This window comes from Spirulina subsalsa CS-330, from assembly GCF_028330765.1.
Taxonomy (GTDB): Bacteria; Cyanobacteriota; Cyanobacteriia; order Cyanobacteriales; family Spirulinaceae; genus Spirulina; species Spirulina subsalsa_A.
This window is the reverse complement of sequence record NZ_JAQMTY010000169.1, coordinates 1-16,541: the sequence shown is the minus strand read 5'-3', so window position 1 is coordinate 16,541 and position 16,541 is coordinate 1. Positions and strand designations below refer to the sequence as shown.

Sequence of the window (16,541 nt, the reverse complement as noted above, 5' to 3'; positions counted from 1 at the left end):
TTACAGACTTTTTTTCAAGAATCATTAACTCGTTAATTCCCACGAAGTTATGCAGGGTCTGGCTTTTCGATGCCTGGTGCTCGAAAAATGAGTTCTTGGCTCACACTCTCCACAAAATCCGTACTACATTCTCGCCTCAACTTTGCCCCCGCCTCTCCTCGTGTCATGGCTCTGCCGTGACACGCGCCTTGAGCGGCTCCGCCGCCTGGGGAGGAGGCAGAGCCTCCAATTAGCATTACTTGGCAGAGCCAAGTAACGAGATTTTAGTAGCATGACATGCCTTAAAAGGTGGGTTGCGGCAGATTGCTAAATTACAGTGAATTTACTGATGTCGCAGCAAGTTTGAATAACTTAATATTCAACCAGTAGGTCAACTAGAATTGAGGTTATCGTATGTTGGATCACTCTGTTGCTGGATGTCTTGAAACTCACAAAGATGATTTGAAAGAAATTACTCAGCCTGCGGTTGATGCCATCAAAAGGGTGGCTAAAGATGGTTGGGAGAGTGACTATAAGGCCGGTGGCATCTCCTCGTGGGGAACAGACAGAGAAGCAGCACACGCTTAAGCTAGGCTAGCTTAGTTAAAAATCCGAATTTTTGCAGAGTCTCTTTCATTTGTTAAAGAGACTCTGTTTTTGGTATGTCAACCGTATGACAGTTTATGGCTTATGGCGTTCTTCTCCCCTGGTTTTGCGCTGATTGAGCAATATGATGATCGGGCGAGGTGGGGCGAGGTTATCTCGTGCCATGGCTTCTCTATGACGCGGGATTTGGGTGGCTCTGTTCTATTAAATTAAATTTTTAACGCTCATAAGCCCCTTGCCTGTCCTAACGATCTCAACCACCGCCATAGACCCGGAGCGACGGGGAACCCTGGCGGCGGGGGAATGCTCAAATCGAGGCGCGGTTAAGGAGCGATCGCACCACAGTGCGTTTGGAGAGCGGCGGTGATTTTAGCAACGCTGGTGGACTTGGTGAGGAAACCCGATGCGCCCACCATCTTGGCCCGCATTCGATCCACCACGCCATCATTGCCGGTCAACATGATCACGGGTAGGGCGGCGAAATCTTGGACGCGCCGGATTTGAGCGCAGATTTCGTAGCCATTCGCAACGGGCATAATCAAGTCCAACAGAACAGCATCGGGCTTGGTTTGGAGGAGCAGGGGCAGAGCCTCAATCGGGTTGGTGATGCTCAAGACACGATAACCCGCAGCGGTGAGGATTTTGTTGAGGCGGGCTTGGATGCGGGGATCATCGTCGATGCAGGCGATTAGGGGTTGATGTTGGGGTTGGGTGGGGTGGGGGTGGGCAGGCGGCGGGGTGAGGGGTTGCGTGGGGGGCTTGGGGGGCGCGAGGGTGAGGAGATGACCGTCGATGAAGGGGACGAGGGTGTGGGTGATGGTGAGGACGGACTGATGTTTGAGGGCGGCAATGTCGCGGAGGCTGCGTTGGCCGTTGATGAGGCGGGTGAGTTGTTGATAGATGCCGAGGCTGGTTTGCTGTTCGAGGAGGGCCGCGTCCACGATGCGGGGGGCGAGGTTAGGGGAATAGTGGGTGAGGCCGATGGCGACCCATTGCTGCCATTGGGCTTGGCTTTGCTGGAGGATGGTTGCAATGTCGAGGATGGCGGCTTGGGGGAGCATGCCGGTGCTGGAGGGGCGGATGCTGGGGTAGGGGGTGAGGGTGAAGTTGGGGCTTTCGTGCTGGAGGGAGTGGAGGGCGATCGCTTGCGCCATGTCGAAGCAGGCGGTGTGGGTGATTTCGGTTACGATCGCGGTGGCTTGGTCGCTGTCGATTTTTTGGCGGAGGGTGAGCATCACGAGGATGTGATACTCCATACTTTCAATCCTGTTGTTGCTGGGAATTCGGAGGTCAGCGGCGGTGAGGTGGGGGGCGCTGAGGAGGAGCGATCGCCGCCATTGCCGCGTCGGAGATTCACCCCCTCCAATCCAGACGAGGCGACCTAAGTGGAGGTAGAAGTGCCACGCAACACCATTGCCCAAGGTGAGCGACAAACGCCCGGTGAACTTTTGTTCGCGGTATTGCAACAGTTGAGCGGTCAGCCCTTGTTTTTGCTCGCACCCAGCAAGGGCCCCTTCTGCGGAGAAGCTAGCTTGTGTGTTGAGGGGAAGGGGCTGTTGAGTCATGGGAATGTTGGGGGAGATTTAGCGGGGTGCTGGCCAAAAGGTTGATACTTTACAGCATAGGCAACACTTGTGAAAATCCTGTGAACATTTCGTAAACATGTTGTGAACAGCTTATGAACAGTGCCACCGTTGTTAAAACAAGGAGAAACAACAGACCCAGATGTGCTGGAATTAGGCTTGTGTCGCGCCGTCTTGACTGCCATGGTGGGGGGGATAGAGTGCAGAGTCGCCCAAGAATAAGACAGAATCAGGTTGATATGGATGTGGAGCGAGGGCCATGCTAGACGAAATTGCCGAGGCGATTCAGCAGGAAGACTATCGACGGGCTGCCCAATTATTAAAGCCTTTGCTGAAGACCGATCGCAAAAACCCTTGGGTGCGGTTTTATGTGGGACGGGTGCAGGAAGGCATGGGGCAACGGGATGAGGCGGAGCGTCTCTATTTACAACTGTTGCCGCAAACGACGAATCCAAAATTGATCCGCTATATCCGTCAGGGGATTGCTCGGATTGAAGCGATCGCTGCTCGTTCGCGTCAGGATGCGATCGCTGCCGCCCTGGCCACACCGGGCGGGGATGATCTTGGGGTCTTCATTCTTGAACCCATGCCAGCGGAGCACAAAAAAGCAGCGGCCAAAGTCTTTAGCACCGTGATGAAACTGGATCTTTACAGTGCGCGGCTTCAGCTTCCTAGTCGGGGTTGGCGTTTTTATCGTACCGGGCCGTTAGGAGAATTAAATTACTACGCCACCACCCTGAACGCGGCTCAGGTTCCCTGTTTTGCGATCGCCCTTTCTGCCATTAACGACCTCAATGTGTTCACCGTTAAATATTTCGGCCCGGGGGACAACGGGCCCACGGTGCGCTGCATCAACTCGGCCGGGCAACCCGGAACCCTCACCTTTCAATGGTCAGAAGTGACGCAGCGAGTCATAGGGCGCATCCCCCTGTTTGAATCCGTCGTCAGCTTCGATGCCAAAAATCAACTCATCCGCAAAACCCAAACCCAAGACTATCTCTGGTTCTGTGACCTCCATCTCCCCCAACGCAACTGTATTCTGCGCCTCAGTGAACATCACTACCAATTCCTCAACGGCATCACCCTCACCCCCACCCCAGGCAATGCCGGCGAAACCGTCAGCCAAAACTGGGAACTCTTGATGGACTTTCTCACCCACCAATTGCCTAGCGGTGTCCTCTGGTCGGACTTTGCCACCTTTGCCGACAGTGCGATCGATTTTCGTGAAACCCTGAACCGGCTGCCGTCGCGGATTGATCTGGAGCGTCGTCGCCCTAGTTTGTGGGATCAGGCGTTTCAGCTTTATAGCGGCTTGGCCTATTGGCGCGATGGGTGGCGACGCGAGCACGCCAACGCACTCCCGGCGGTGCGATCGTCCTAAGCGTTGCTCCGTTGCATCGAGGCTGATGGGAACGTGACCGATAGCAATCCGATTTGATTCATGAACAGGCAAGGGGCTTAAGCCCCTTGTTGATGAGGAGATACGATCTCCGATTGAGGATCGCCATATCATCCCTCAAACCCATGAAAATACGTGCTTTTCCTAATTCCCATAACAGTAATTATCGGTAATAGAATAGGCAAAAAAAAATAACACCCGTGGGGGGTGCTATTTTTTCAGTCTTAACCTGGTGTTATGTTTAAAACCCAAATTGTTAAACGTGACCACTTTGAACTGTGACCCTAAGTCGGTGAGGTCGTCCCTGTTTATTTGAAGCCAACGGACGCTTGCCACACGAAAGCAAGAGCCAAAAAGAGCAACGGAATAACCGGGAGTACATCCACTAGGGGATCGAAAATTTGATAGGCTTCGGGCAATTCTGCCAATAGCGAGGCTGCAATCATTGATAAATCCCTTCCAATACAGCTTATTTAAGAATTGAGGTAAATTTTAACACGCTTTCTGAACGGCCACGCCACAATTCCCTTCGGTTCTCATCCTGGGAACAGGGGCGGCCCGTGGCGGCAGGGGGCTTATTCAGCGGGGGGGGGTTTCGGCTTGAGCATCAGGGGTTTCAGGCTGCAATTCAGGGTGTTGTTGTAGGAGGCGGGCCCGATTGCGGCGGGCGAGGTCATAGTTGGGGTCGAGGTTGAGGGCAGCTTCGTAGGCGGCGAGGGCATCGGCGTGGCGATCGAGGTTTTCGAGGGTGATGCCTTTGTTGTTGAACGCGCCGACATGGGATGGATCGTCGGCGATCGCATTACCATAGGCCGCTAAGGCCGCCTCGTAATTGCCCAATTCATCCTGGGCATACCCCAAGTTATTCCAGGCCCGGGCCGGTGTGGCAGTGCCCCAATTTTCATCCCCTGTCAGGGCGCGATCGCAACTTTCCACCACAGCTTCGTAAAGGGTGCTGCTACTCGTGGCGAGGGGGCCTGGGTTTTCCGTTTCAGCCTCGATCACCTCCAAATCGATCAAAATGGGGACTAAGACATCCGGGTCAATACTGTTGGGAATATTGGCAAATTTGAGGAGGACGGCGCAGGTGTTGTACCAGGCAAGGGAATAGTCATTATCGGGATCGCGCTCGATGGCACTGAGGTAGGAGGCGATCGCCTCGTTGCGTTGGTTTAGGTCGCGGTCATATTTCACGCCCCGATTCAGCCAGAGCGCCGGATCACCATCATCCAGGGCGATCGCTTGGTCACAGGCGGCGAGTCCCTCTTCCCCTGGAACGGTGCGACATTGTTCGGCCAATAATTCATAGTCGGTGTCCTGAGCAAGGGCAACACCACTGCTTCCCAACACACCCAACGCTAAGATTGTGACAAAAAATCTCATGGGTTTCATTATCCTGCGCCTCAAAGGTCATCTAACCCTTCAGTGTAATCAATTCCTTGGGGAGGCTCCCTGCTGATTATGCGGATTTTGCTGGGCATAATCCCCGATCACTCAGAGTGCCTACCCCCTGACATGACCCTAGTCGGCTTCCCCCGCATGGTAGGAACTGCGCACCAACGGCCCCGATCGCACATGGCTGAAGCCCAGCGATCGCGCCCGTTCCCCCCATGCGTCAAATTCAGCCGGTGTCCAATATTTCACCACAGACAAATGCGCCAACGAGGGCCGCAAATATTGCCCCAACGTGAGGCGATCGCACCCCACCGCCCGCAGATCCGCCAAGGCTTGCCCAATCTCCGCCTCCGTTTCCCCCAACCCCAACATCAACCCGGATTTAGTGGCGATCGTCGGGTCAAGTTCCTTCACGGTCTTGAGGACGGCGAGCGATCGCTCATATTTCGCCCCCCGTCGCACAGGCCCCTGCAACCGCGCCACCGTCTCTAAATTGTGGTTGTAACAGGCCGGTTTCGTCGCCACCACTTGCGCGATGCGATCGCGCTGCGCCGGCTCATAACCCTGACCACTCCAAAAATCTGGGGTTAACACCTCAATTTGCGTCTGCGGATTCGCGGCCCGAATCGCGGCGATCGTCGCCACGAACACCCCCGCCCCCCCATCGGGCAAATCATCCCGCGCCACCGCCGTCAGCACCACATAGCGCAAACTCAACAACTGCACCGCTTCGGCCACCTTCTCCGGCTCCTGAGGATCAAGGGGCATCGGCGCGTGACCCTTATCCACCTGACAAAAGGCACAACTGCGCGTACAAACCGGCCCCATTAATAAAAACGTCGCCGTCTGTTGGGCGTAGCATTCCCCCCGATTCGGACAGCGACCCTCTTCGCAAATGGTGTGAATATTGCGCTGCTTAATGATGCGCTGTACCGTCGAAAGCTCGCTGGCCTTACCAATGGGGCGGCGAAGCCAAGCCGGAAGGGACACAAGTTCAGGGCGATGCTGTACCACAGGAGAGCGATGAATAAACGTCACGAAAGTCCTTGCATTTTAGCGGGTTCTGCGGGGGATTGGCTGGGGCAACGGCAGAGGGCGATCGCGCCACCTCAAAGACAAGGTTACATTGAAATCTCAACAGAGCCGGGGGGCGATCGCATCTCGGTTTTTCGGCCCACAGAGCAGAGGGATTAACCGCGATCGCGCCATCTCTTCGGGGTTTCTAAGTTAAGATAGGGCACAAATTGGCGTGAGGCGACCCGATATGAATGTATTACTAATTTATCCTCTGTTCCCAAAAAGCTTTTGGTCGTTTGAAAAAACCCTAGAACTGGTGGGCCGTAAGGCCATGTTACCGCCCCTGGGTTTAGCGACCGTCGCCGCAATTTTACCCCAAGAGTGGAATTTTAAACTCTGCGATCGCAACGTTAGCACCCTCACCGAAGCCGATTGGGACTGGGCCGAACTGATCGTCCTGTCCGGCATGATCGTCCAAAAAGACGACATGCTCGCCCAAGTCGCCGAAGCCCAGCGACGCGGTAAAAAAGTAGCCGTCGGCGGCCCCTACGCCACCGCCCTTCACCCCGAAGTCAAAGCCGCCGGAGCCGATTATTTAATTCTCGATGAAGGGGAGATCACGCTCCCAATGTTCATCGAAGCCATCCAAAACGGCGCTGAATCCGGGACATTTCGCGCCACGGAAAAACCCGACGTGACCAGCACCCCCATCCCCCGCTTCGACCTCCTCGACTTCGATGCCTACTCAGAAATGGCCGTGCAATTCTCACGCGGCTGCCCCTTCCAATGCGAATTTTGCGACATCATCGTCCTCTACGGCCGCAAACCCCGCACCAAAGACCCCGAACAAATGCTCGCCGAACTCGATCGCCTCTACGAACTCGGCTGGCGGCGCGGCATCTTCATGGTGGACGACAACTTCATCGGCAACAAGCGCAACGTCAAGCTGCTCCTCAAAGCGATGATCCCCTGGATGGAAGAACGGGGCTATCCCTTCTCCTTTGATACCGAAGCCTCCGTAGATCTCGCCAACGATCAGGAACTGATGGATCTGATGACCGCTGCTGGGTTTGGGGCCGTCTTTTTGGGCATCGAAACCCCCGACGAAAGCAGCCTTGCAGTCACGAAAAAATTCCAAAACACCCGCGACCCCTTGAGCGAATCGATCCATAAAATCATCAGTTCTGGGCTGCGGGTGATGGCGGGGTTCATCATCGGGTTTGACGGCGAAAAAGCCGGAGCCGGGCAGCGGATTGTGGATTTCGTCGAAAAAACCACGATTCCCACGGCGATCTACAGTATGCTCCAAGCCTTGCCGGATACCGCCCTTTGGCATCGCCTCGAAAAAGAAGGCCGCCTCCTCAGTGGTGTGGGCAATATTAACCAAACCACCTTAATTAACTTTGTCCCCACCCGTCCCCTCGAAGAGATTGCCCGCGAATATGTGGATGGGTTCATGCAACTGTACGACCCGATCGCATTTCTCGATCGCACCTATCGCCACTATCGCATCCTTGGCAGTGCCCCCTGTCACGCCGAACGCCGCGCCAAAATGCGCGGTAAACCCAAGGGTAAAACCGGGATCAAATGGCGCGAAGTGCAAGCGATGTTAACGCTCTTTTGGCGGCAGGGACTGGTGCGCAAAACCCGGTTTAAATTCTGGGTGTATCTCGCGCAGATGTTCATTCACAATCGCGGCGGCATTCCCAGCTATTTAGGGGTTTGCGCTCAAATTGAACATTTTTTGGAATACCGGGAAATCGTTAAAAATAATATCGAGACCCAACTCGAAGCCTTCCTCGTCGAAGAAAAGCGGCTCCGGGAACAGCAAGAACAAGAGCAGAAGATGGGCGAAAAAGCGATCGCTTAACGGCCCAGTTCTCCCCCGCTTTTGCCGCTCACCCCTTAAAATACAACCCTATTCACCACTGTGTTTAGGGTGGGGTCATGATTTGAACCGCAATCAGCGGTAGGTGTGTCCATGGCATCCTGCCTGTCCATTATCAACATCGTCAACACTGGAGCATCGCAATCTTGAACGTTTTACTGATCTATCCGTTATTTCCCAAAACCTTTTGGTCCTTTGAAAAAACCCTGGATTTAGTGGGTCGGAAAGCGATGTTACCCCCCTTGGGTTTGGTGACGGTGGCGGCGATTTTGCCCCAAACTTGGGAGTTTCGCCTCTGCGATCGCAACGTCTCCGAAATTGCCGATCAAGATTGGCAATGGGCGGATCTCGTCATCCTCTCCGGCATGATCGTCCAAAAAGAAGACTTCATCGCCCAAATTCGCGCCGCCAAAGCCCATAGCAAACTCGTCGCCGTCGGTGGCCCCTATCCTTCCTCGCTGCCCGATGAATTGGCCGCAGCGGGCGCAGATTTTCTCGTCCTCGATGAAGGTGAATTAACCCTACCGATGTTTGTCGAAGCGATCGAAGCCGGAGCCACCCACGGCACGTTCCGCAGCACCGAAAAACCCGATGTCACCATCACCCCCGTGCCCCGCTACGACCTCCTCGATCTTGGTGCCTACTCGGAAATGTCGGTGCAGTTCTCGCGGGGTTGCCCCTTCCAATGCGAATTTTGTGACATCATCGTCCTCTACGGTCGCAAACCCCGCACCAAAAACCCAGAGCAACTCCTCGCCGAACTCCAATACCTCTATGATTTGGGCTGGCGGCGGAGTATTTTCCTCGTGGATGACAATTTCATCGGCAATAAGCGCAACGTGAAACTGCTGCTCAAGGCGATGATTCCCTGGATGCAAGAACGGGGCTATCCCTTCACGATCAACACCGAAGCCTCCGTGGACTTGGCCCAAGATCAAGAGTTAATGGATTCGATGGTGCAGGCGGGCTTTAGTGCGGTGTTCCTGGGGATTGAAACCCCCGACGAGGGCAGCCTCGAAGTGACCCGCAAGTTTCAGAATACCCGCGACCCCCTCAGTGAATCGGTGCAAAACATTGTCCGATCTGGGTTACGGGTGATGGCGGGTTTCATTGTCGGGTTTGATGGGGAAAAGTCGGGCGCGGGGCAGCGGATTGTGGAGTTTGTGGAAAAAACCACGATTCCGACGGCGTTTTTCAGTATGTTGCAGGCGCTCCCCAATACCGCCCTCTGGCATCGCTTAGAGCGAGAAGAGCGGCTCCTCGTCGGGGATACGGACAAAATGGGCAACCAAACCCAGTTAATGAACTTCATCCCCACCCGACCCATTGAAGAGATCGCCCAGGAATATATCAACGGCTTTTGGCAACTGTATGATCCGCTGAAATTCATGGAGCGGGCCTATGAGCATGTGTGTATTTTGGAAGCTGCGCCGAATCGATATAATCGCCGCGTTTTCCAGCGAGAGTTTAAGCGTACAGGGCGCGATCGCCAGCCCTTGGATCTTTCGATGGTGCGGGCCCTGCTGATCATCTGTTGGCGGCAGGGGGTGATCCGCAAAACCCGCGTCCAGTTCTGGATCTACCTCGCCAAACTGCTCAAAAACTACCCCCTCGGTGTGGCCAGTTTCCTCGGTATCTGCGCTCAAATCGAGCATTTCTTAGAGTACAGAAGTATTGTCAAGAGCCAGATCGAGGCCCAGTTGGCTCTGTTCCTCAAACAAAAAGCGCGTCATGATACCCAACAGACCAAAGTAGCGGCCTAGGGCTGCTCCCAGGGGGACGGTGTCGGGATCGCTCGATCCGGATTCAGTCGTTGCATCGACGGGAGGGGTTGCGATCGCAGTCCCTCCCCCTTCTCCCCCCAAATGCCAGTGCTAAAATAACCGCAATATGCGAATTGTGACCACTCCTAACGTTGATTTGTCGCCTGCGGCGGTGAGTCTCGTTTCCTAGCCACAGAACATTATGGAAGGATCATTTACCTTAACCCTCCAAATTGTGATCGCAGTGCTCGCAGGCATTAGCGCACAAGTTTTAGGGGAAATCCTCAAAATTCCCAGCATTGTTTTTTTACTGCTGCTGGGTATCCTTCTCGGTTCCGATGGTATCAACGTCCTGCATCCCCACGAACTCGGTGTCGGCCTTGAAGTCCTCGTTGCCCTCGCCGTAGCGATCATCCTCTTTGAAGGCGGCCTCAACCTCGAACTGCGGGCCCTCGGACGGGTCTCCGGCAGTCTTCGCAACCTCGTCACCATCGGCACACTGATCACCCTCCTTGGTGGGGGGATGGCCGCCCATTGGCTCAGTGAATTTCCCTGGTCGATCGCCTTTCTCTACGCCGCCCTCGTCGTCGTCACCGGCCCCACGGTGATCGGCCCCCTCCTCAAACAAGTAGCCGTCGATCGCCGCGTTGCCACCCTCCTCGAAGGCGAAGGTGTCCTCATTGACCCCGTCGGCGCAATTCTCGCCGTCGTCGTCCTTGACACCATCCTCAACAGTGATGCCCTCCCCGCCGCCATCTTCACCAGCCTGCTCCTCCGCCTCAGCATCGGTATCCTCGTCGGCGGCTTAGGGGGATGGCTCCTGGGGTTAATCCTCAAGCAAAGTAATTTTCTCTCCGAAGACCTGAAAAACCTCGTGGTCTTAGCCGGCGTTTGGGGTCTCTTTGGCCTCTCCCAATCCCTCCGCAGCGAGTCGGGACTGATGGCCACCGTGATCGCCGGGTTAGTGCTCCGCGCCTCCTCCCTCCCCGAAGAACGGATGTTACGCCGTTTTAAGGGTCAATTAACCGTCCTGGGGGTGTCGGTGCTGTTTGTGCTCTTAGCCGCTGACCTGTCCCTGGCGAGTATCTTGGCCTTGGGGTGGGGGTCGGTGTTGACGGTGTTGACCTTGATGTTTGTGGTGCGACCCCTCAGTGTGGTGGTTTGCACCTGGAATAGTGACCTGAATTGGCGGCAAAAGCTCTTTGTGGCCTGGATTGCGCCGAAAGGAATTGTCTCGGCCTCGGTGGCTTCGTTATTCGCCATCCTCCTGACGGAACAGGGGATCAACGGCGGCGATGCAATTAAAGCCTTGGTGTTTTTAACAATCATGATGACCGTTTTCCTTCAGGGACTCTCGGCCCGCTGGGTTGCCGATGCCCTGCAAATCACCTCCTCGGAGGCCACCGGGGCGGTGATTGTCGGCTGTACTCCCCTCGGACGCTTAATCGGTTCGCTCTTCCATGAAGAAGGGGAATCGGTGGTGATGATCGACACCGATTCCGAGTCCTGTGCCCAGGCGCGGGCGGATGATCTGTCGGTGTTTCAAAGTAGTGCCCTTGATCCGGATGTGTTGGCGGAGGCGGGGATTGAGTCGATTGGGACGTTTGTGGCTCTGACGAGTAATGGGGAAGTGAATTCGGTCTTGGCCCAGCGGGCGGTGGAGGAGTTTGAGCCGCCACGGGTGTTTGCGGTGTTGCCGCGCCATGACAAAGAGACCGACAAAGCGAAAGTGAAGACTCCGAAAAAAATCACATCGGCGTTTCAGCCCCACGTGCCGATGAAGCTGTGGAATCAGTATCTACGGGATGGCCAGGTGAAGCTGGGGGAAACGGTGCTGAAGTCGTCGGGGTTTGCGTCTCAACAGGCTCATTTAGAGGCGTTGATTCAGGCGGGGGAACTGTTGCCGCTGTTGGTGAAACGTCAGAAGGGGCTGCAAGTGGCGGCGGCGGATGAAGATTGGCAGGCGGGCGATCGCATGATTTATCTCCTCCATGATCCCCGCCCGAAATTACTCAAACGCCTCTCTGGGGGGAGTTCTACGGGTCGCCTCGCCCTCGAAACCCTGCCGGAAGTTGAAGAAGTGCCGTTGACGGCGGCGAGTAGTTTGTAGAGGCGATCGCCCCCAGTCGCCCCTGGGTCAATTCTGGACAAATGCTGCGGAATTGAGGCGATCGCGCTCAATCTCTAAAATTGACCACTATCATGGGGGGGGGTAGATTTCCCATTGTGCTCACCAGAAGGATTGAACTATGGATATCAAACTGATTTTGGCGATTTTAACCGGTGTTTTCTGCATCGCAACCCTCTTTTTCGGGACTCAAAACGGCTTTTACGATTCCGATGATTACCATGGCAATGGTTCCGCCCATTAAAATCCCTCCCATCATGGCCCGGCTCATCCCTGATTCACGTCCCTCGTCACGGCGGGCATTGCCATGGGTGCGCCGGATCTGATCCCTAGCCCCAGCCATTCCCCCCTCGCCTGTCGTCCCTACGGTGTTGGCCACGATGGCGAGGGAATTTGTCTCATGGTGCAGATGGGGCCCTACCGTATTCTGCTCGACTGTGGCCTGCGCGATCCGGCTCCCCTCCTCACCGCCGACGCGCCCCCGGCGGATTTGGTGTTTTGTAGCCATGCCCATCGTGACCATACCCGCAGCCTCTTGCCCCTGGCGCAGCAGTTCCCCCAGTTGCCGATCTACACCAGCGAGGTCACGGCGCAACTCTTGCCCTTTAATTGGGATGTCACCACAACGATTCCAGAACTCGCTTGCCGGCCGTTACCGTGGCGATCGCCGGTGCATTTTTTCCCGGATTTAACGGCGCAACTGTTTCCGGCGGGCCATCTACCCGGTGCAGCGGTGATTTTGCTCACCTATACCACTCCCGAACGATCCTATACGGTGCTCTATACGGGGGATTTTTTCCTGTCTAACTCCCGCCTGGCCGAGGGTCTATCACTGGAAACGATGCGAGGCTCATCGCCGGATGTGCTGATTATTGAAGGGTCGGCCGGAACCGCCCGCTATCCCCGTCGCCGCCAACTGGAAAAGCAATTTCTCACCCAAATTGAACAGGCGTTAGGGGCGCAAAAGTCCGTGGCCATTTTTGCGCCGCCCTTGGGGTTAGCCCAGGAAATTCTGATGTTGTTGCGATCGCACCACCAATTTACCGGGCGCGAGTTGGGGATTTGGGTCGGGCCGGACATTGCCCAGGGTTGCGATGCCTATCTGGAAATCTTGCCCCACTTGCCCGCAGCGGTGCAGAATTTTTCCCGCCATCAACCCCTGTTTTGGGATGACCAAATTTTACCCACGGTGAGCCGCTTCACGGACGAATCCACCCCCGCTGCGCCCTGTGTCTTGCTCACCAACCGGATGGAGGACTGGCAACAGTTGGAGGCGCGATCGCCCCAAGCCTGGACGGTGTTAATCCCTGAACATCACCACGATGTCCAAGTGAATATTGAAACCTTTCACTATCACGAGGCGGTCAGTATCGATTCCTACACCCTCACCGACCACAGCGACGGCCGCAACACGACGCAACTAATCCACAACATTCGCCCGCAACATATTCTGTTTGTCCATGGTTCACCGGCGGCGATCGCGGAACTCACCAGCCTCGAAGAATTGCAAAGCCGCTACAAACTCCACGCCCCCCGCAACGATATGACCCTAGAGTTGCCCGTGGGCGATCGCTTCATTCAACCCGCTGCCCCAATCCTCACCACCTACGAGGGCGAAATTAGCGAACTCGATGCGATGGTGAATATTGCCCTCCCCTCGGCCCTGAGCCATAACCCGATCTGGTCTACCTTTGCCGATACGGGACTAGTGGAAGCCCGCTGGCAGGGGAATGAATTGATCCTGCGCGGCCTCTCTCAGCGGGAACTCTTGCGCCAAAGCAACGCCAATCGCATCCAAGCCGGTCAAGAATGTTGCCGCAATTGCCAATATTTGCAGGGCAAAACCTGTCAGAATCCCCAATCGCCCCTCTACGGATTCACCGTCACCCTAGACGGCTATTGCCCCGCCTTTGAAGCCGAGCCGGAGCGGGAGACCTAGGGAACAAGGGGCGAGATTGCTGCGTTTCCATTCCGCTCCGGTTTGCGGTTTACTGAGGGTACACCATTGTTTTGAAATCACTTGGGATCATGACCACTGCGATCGCTGACCTGCGCCAACACCTCCTCGATCTCCTCCTCCAATTTGCCTACCAAGAAGGTGATTTTGTCCTCTCCTCCGGCCAAAAAAGCACCTACTACATCAACAGCAAGCAAGTCACCCTCCGCGCCGATGGAGCCTTAACCGTGGGGCGGCTCCTCTGGGCGATGTTGCCCCCCGATACCCATGCCGTGGGCGGTCTCACCCTGGGGGCTGACCCCATGGTGACGGCCGTGAGTTTAGTCTCAGAACTCGAAGCCCGCCCAATCCCCGCCTTGATCGTGCGCAAACACCCAAAAGGGCACGGCACCAAGGCCTACATTGAAGGCCCGAATCTGCCGGCGGGGGCCCATGTGGTGGTGCTCGAAGATGTGGTCACGACGGGTCAATCGGCATTGCAAGCGGTGGAACACTTGCGCAATGCGGGCTATCGCGTCACGAAAATTATGGCGCTGGTGGATCGTGAACAGGGGGGCCAGGCCTGCTACGCCGCCAATGATTTAGAGTTTGAAGCGATTTTTTCGATCCGCGACCTCCAAGCCGCCGCCCAAGGGGGTTAATCTCCGGGTTTCCCACCGGGTGGCCGGAACAGTAAAACGCCCTGGTGTGCTGCTGTTGTTCTGGGGAAATGGCGGTGACGGTGGGGCGATCGCAACCTATTTTTGAGAGAGATTGACCATGATGATCGGGATAGTTTCGAGCGTGATGTTGGTGGCGATGGCGGGGATTTTGCTGCTCTGTATCGTGTTGTGGCTGGAATGTATGGCTGCGATCGCCGCCCGTGCCACCTCCCTTAGCCCCACCCTCGCCATGCCCGCCACGGCGATTCTCATTCCCGCCCACAACGAAGCCTTGGGCATTCGTCGCACCCTCGCCCAACTCCTGCCGGAAGTGGATGACCCGACTCAGATTATTGTGGTGGCGGACAATTGCAGCGACGACACGGCCAACATTGCCCAGGATCTAGGGGTGACGGTGCTCGAACGCCACAATGAGCAGCAACGGGGCAAAGGCTACGCTCTCGATTTTGGGCTGCAACATCTCGCCCAACAGCCCCCGGCGGTGGTGGTGATGATTGATGCCGATTGCGATGTACAGCCGGGAACGGTGAAACAAATTGCCGCCCAAGCCCAGGGCTTAAATCGCCCGATTCAGTCCCTCTATTTGATGGCCAAACCCGACCACCCCCAGGCCAAAGATGCGGTGTCAGCCTTTGCGTTTAAGGTGAAGAACTTGGTGCGGCCCTTGGGGTTGTGGCAAGGGGGGCAATCCTGTTTATTGACGGGGACGGGGATGGCGTTTCCTTGGGCGGTGATTCGATCGGTGGATTTGGCCAGTGGGGAAATTGTCGAAGATATGAAGCTAGGGTTGGATTTAGCGATCGCCGGCCATCCGCCCCAGTTTTGCCCCACCACCCTGGTACTCGGTCGCCTCCCCAGCCAAGCCGCCGCCGCCACCAGTCAACGCACCCGCTGGGAACATGGCCACCTCCACACCCTCACCACCTTTGTCCCCCAACTCCTGGCCGCTGGGGTCAAACAAGGCCGCCTAGACCTGCTCACCTTGGGCCTAGAGTTGGCAGTGCCGCCGTTATCGTTATTGGTGGTGCTCTGGGTGGGAATGATGGTTGTATCCCTGGGCCTGTGGGCGATCGGGTGGTTGTGGCTCTGGCCCGTGGGACTGGGTGCGATCGCGGGTCTTCTCCTCCTCACAGCCATCCTCGCCGCCTGGCTCAAGTTTGGCCGCCAAGATTTACCCGCCCTCACCCTCCTCTCAATCCCGTTCTATATTCTCTGGAAAATTCCCCTCTATTTCCGCTTCCTCGTTCGCCCCGAAGCCCAATGGGTACGCACAGAACGGGATGCGATCGCCCCTGATGACGACACCCCCTCAAAATCCTGAAGGAAAACACCCAACCCGATGCCCACCCTACCCAATACTCTTACTCTATCTGGTAGTGGTGGCAATTTTGTGGGGAACAACAACGGGAATATCGATGCAGTTGGCGGGGTTGAAGACGCAGGTAGACCCTAAGTTTTTGCGATCGCAGCCAACGGAACAATCAGCGTTTGACCTTGGTTTTATAAAAGAAAGTTAAACTAATTGTGTCAATCCAGCGACTACAACTACAATGGATTAAATTTCCACGTCAATCAAGCGTTCTTCCCCCGCACCAATGCCTGGGATAGCATCAGAAAATCTCTCAAAGGCACTTACGACGATGAAGTGTGGGAGCACCTAGCCGGGACAATCAGTGCCCCGTTCGATCCGGGAGAGCATCACGAGATTGCGGTGAAAGTCATTGACGATCGCGGCAATGAGTTGTTAGTGACAAAAAGTTTAAATTAACAGAGGTTGTATGGCTCTTAATGAATTGTCGATTCAGATTCTCAAAGCGATTCGTGAGGAAAAAACGAATGAACGAGCGATCAATGAACATGAGATCGCTGAAGCTTTGGGTATTGATCGCGATCGTGTTTATCACTGTCTTCAAAATTTAGAACAGGCAGGCTATATCCAAGGTTTGCAAGGTTCACCTTACTTTGAACCAGATAGAAATGAATATCATGGTTGTTTGTTAACTTCTAAAGGAAAAGTAGCCATTGACCATCCAGAGGATTTGATGAATATGTCGGATGAATTTATTAGTAAAATACTCAAAGCAATTGATGAAAGACACACCAGCGAACGAGAGATTGCACTACATTTGAATGCTGAACAATATCGTGTACATTCAGCATTAGA

16 protein-coding genes are annotated in these 16,541 nt (G+C 55.3%); 12 read left to right on the top strand and 4 right to left on the bottom strand.

The genetic code is table 11. The annotated features are described in order from the left end of the window. The first annotated feature begins 393 nt into the window (after positions 1-393). On the top strand, positions 394-567 hold the full coding sequence (locus PN477_RS11590) for a hypothetical protein (protein WP_272147297.1): 174 nt from the start codon (positions 394-396) through the stop codon (positions 565-567). A gap of 341 nt (positions 568-908) precedes the next feature. Here PN477_RS11590 and PN477_RS11585 read toward each other — a convergent pair whose 3' ends face one another. Further along, on the bottom strand, positions 909-2,150 hold the full coding sequence (locus PN477_RS11585) for a response regulator (protein WP_272115798.1): 1,242 nt from the start codon (positions 2,148-2,150) through the stop codon (positions 909-911). Positions 2,151-2,427: 277 nt separating this feature from the next. On the opposite strand from PN477_RS11585, the gene PN477_RS11580 reads away from it, so the two are divergent. After that, the gene (locus PN477_RS11580) at positions 2,428-3,549 is read left to right on the top strand and encodes a tetratricopeptide repeat protein (RefSeq protein WP_272115797.1); all 1,122 of its coding nucleotides are present in this window, start codon (positions 2,428-2,430) and stop codon (positions 3,547-3,549) included. A gap of 326 nt (positions 3,550-3,875) precedes the next feature. Here PN477_RS11580 and PN477_RS11575 read toward each other — a convergent pair whose 3' ends face one another. From PN477_RS11575 to lipA, 3 genes are all read right to left on the bottom strand, one after another. After that, complete coding sequence (locus tag PN477_RS11575; protein WP_072620355.1) at positions 3,876-4,013, bottom strand: photosystem II reaction center protein K; 138 nt, start codon at positions 4,011-4,013, stop codon at positions 3,876-3,878. A gap of 133 nt (positions 4,014-4,146) precedes the next feature. Continuing rightward, a complete protein-coding gene (locus tag PN477_RS11570) occupies positions 4,147-4,950 on the bottom strand; it encodes a tetratricopeptide repeat protein (RefSeq protein WP_272115796.1) in 804 nt (267 codons plus the stop codon). A gap of 138 nt (positions 4,951-5,088) precedes the next feature. Next, the gene (lipA, locus tag PN477_RS11565) at positions 5,089-5,991 is read right to left on the bottom strand and encodes a lipoyl synthase (RefSeq protein WP_417158797.1); all 903 of its coding nucleotides are present in this window, start codon (positions 5,989-5,991) and stop codon (positions 5,089-5,091) included. Between lipA and PN477_RS11560 the strand changes: the two genes are divergently transcribed. From PN477_RS11560 to PN477_RS11515, 10 genes are all read left to right on the top strand, one after another. Next, on the top strand, positions 5,986-6,156 hold the full coding sequence (locus PN477_RS11560; RefSeq protein ID WP_272147295.1) for a hypothetical protein: 171 nt from the start codon (positions 5,986-5,988) through the stop codon (positions 6,154-6,156). The genes lipA and PN477_RS11560 overlap by 6 nt on opposite strands. A gap of 70 nt (positions 6,157-6,226) precedes the next feature. Further along, the gene (locus PN477_RS11555) at positions 6,227-7,849 is read left to right on the top strand and encodes a B12-binding domain-containing radical SAM protein (protein WP_272115793.1); all 1,623 of its coding nucleotides are present in this window, start codon (positions 6,227-6,229) and stop codon (positions 7,847-7,849) included. A 164-nt stretch (positions 7,850-8,013) separates the two neighbouring features. Then, entirely contained in the window at positions 8,014-9,630 is a 1,617-nt protein-coding gene (locus PN477_RS11550) for a B12-binding domain-containing radical SAM protein (protein WP_272115791.1), read from the top strand. Between the two features lie 202 nt (positions 9,631-9,832). Continuing rightward, the gene (locus PN477_RS11545) at positions 9,833-11,740 is read left to right on the top strand and encodes a cation:proton antiporter (RefSeq protein ID WP_272115789.1); all 1,908 of its coding nucleotides are present in this window, start codon (positions 9,833-9,835) and stop codon (positions 11,738-11,740) included. A gap of 139 nt (positions 11,741-11,879) precedes the next feature. Further along, positions 11,880-12,002, top strand: a complete 123-nt coding sequence (locus PN477_RS11540; protein WP_272115787.1) for a hypothetical protein — start codon at positions 11,880-11,882, stop codon at positions 12,000-12,002. Positions 12,003-12,065: 63 nt separating this feature from the next. Beyond that, positions 12,066-13,697: an MBL fold metallo-hydrolase gene (locus PN477_RS11535; RefSeq protein WP_272115785.1), complete on the top strand. Its 1,632-nt coding sequence runs from the start codon at positions 12,066-12,068 to the stop codon at positions 13,695-13,697. 89 nt (positions 13,698-13,786) lie between these two features. Beyond that, positions 13,787-14,356, top strand: a complete 570-nt coding sequence (gene pyrE / locus PN477_RS11530) for an orotate phosphoribosyltransferase (protein WP_272115783.1) — start codon at positions 13,787-13,789, stop codon at positions 14,354-14,356. A gap of 118 nt (positions 14,357-14,474) precedes the next feature. Then, complete coding sequence (locus tag PN477_RS11525) at positions 14,475-15,698, top strand: glycosyltransferase family 2 protein (protein ID WP_272115781.1); 1,224 nt, start codon at positions 14,475-14,477, stop codon at positions 15,696-15,698. A gap of 201 nt (positions 15,699-15,899) precedes the next feature. Further along, positions 15,900-16,145, top strand: a complete 246-nt coding sequence (locus PN477_RS11520) for a hypothetical protein (RefSeq protein WP_272115780.1) — start codon at positions 15,900-15,902, stop codon at positions 16,143-16,145. A gap of 10 nt (positions 16,146-16,155) precedes the next feature. Continuing rightward, a partial coding sequence (locus tag PN477_RS11515; RefSeq protein ID WP_272147294.1) for a helix-turn-helix domain-containing protein occupies positions 16,156-16,541 on the top strand: 386 nt, incomplete at its 3' end.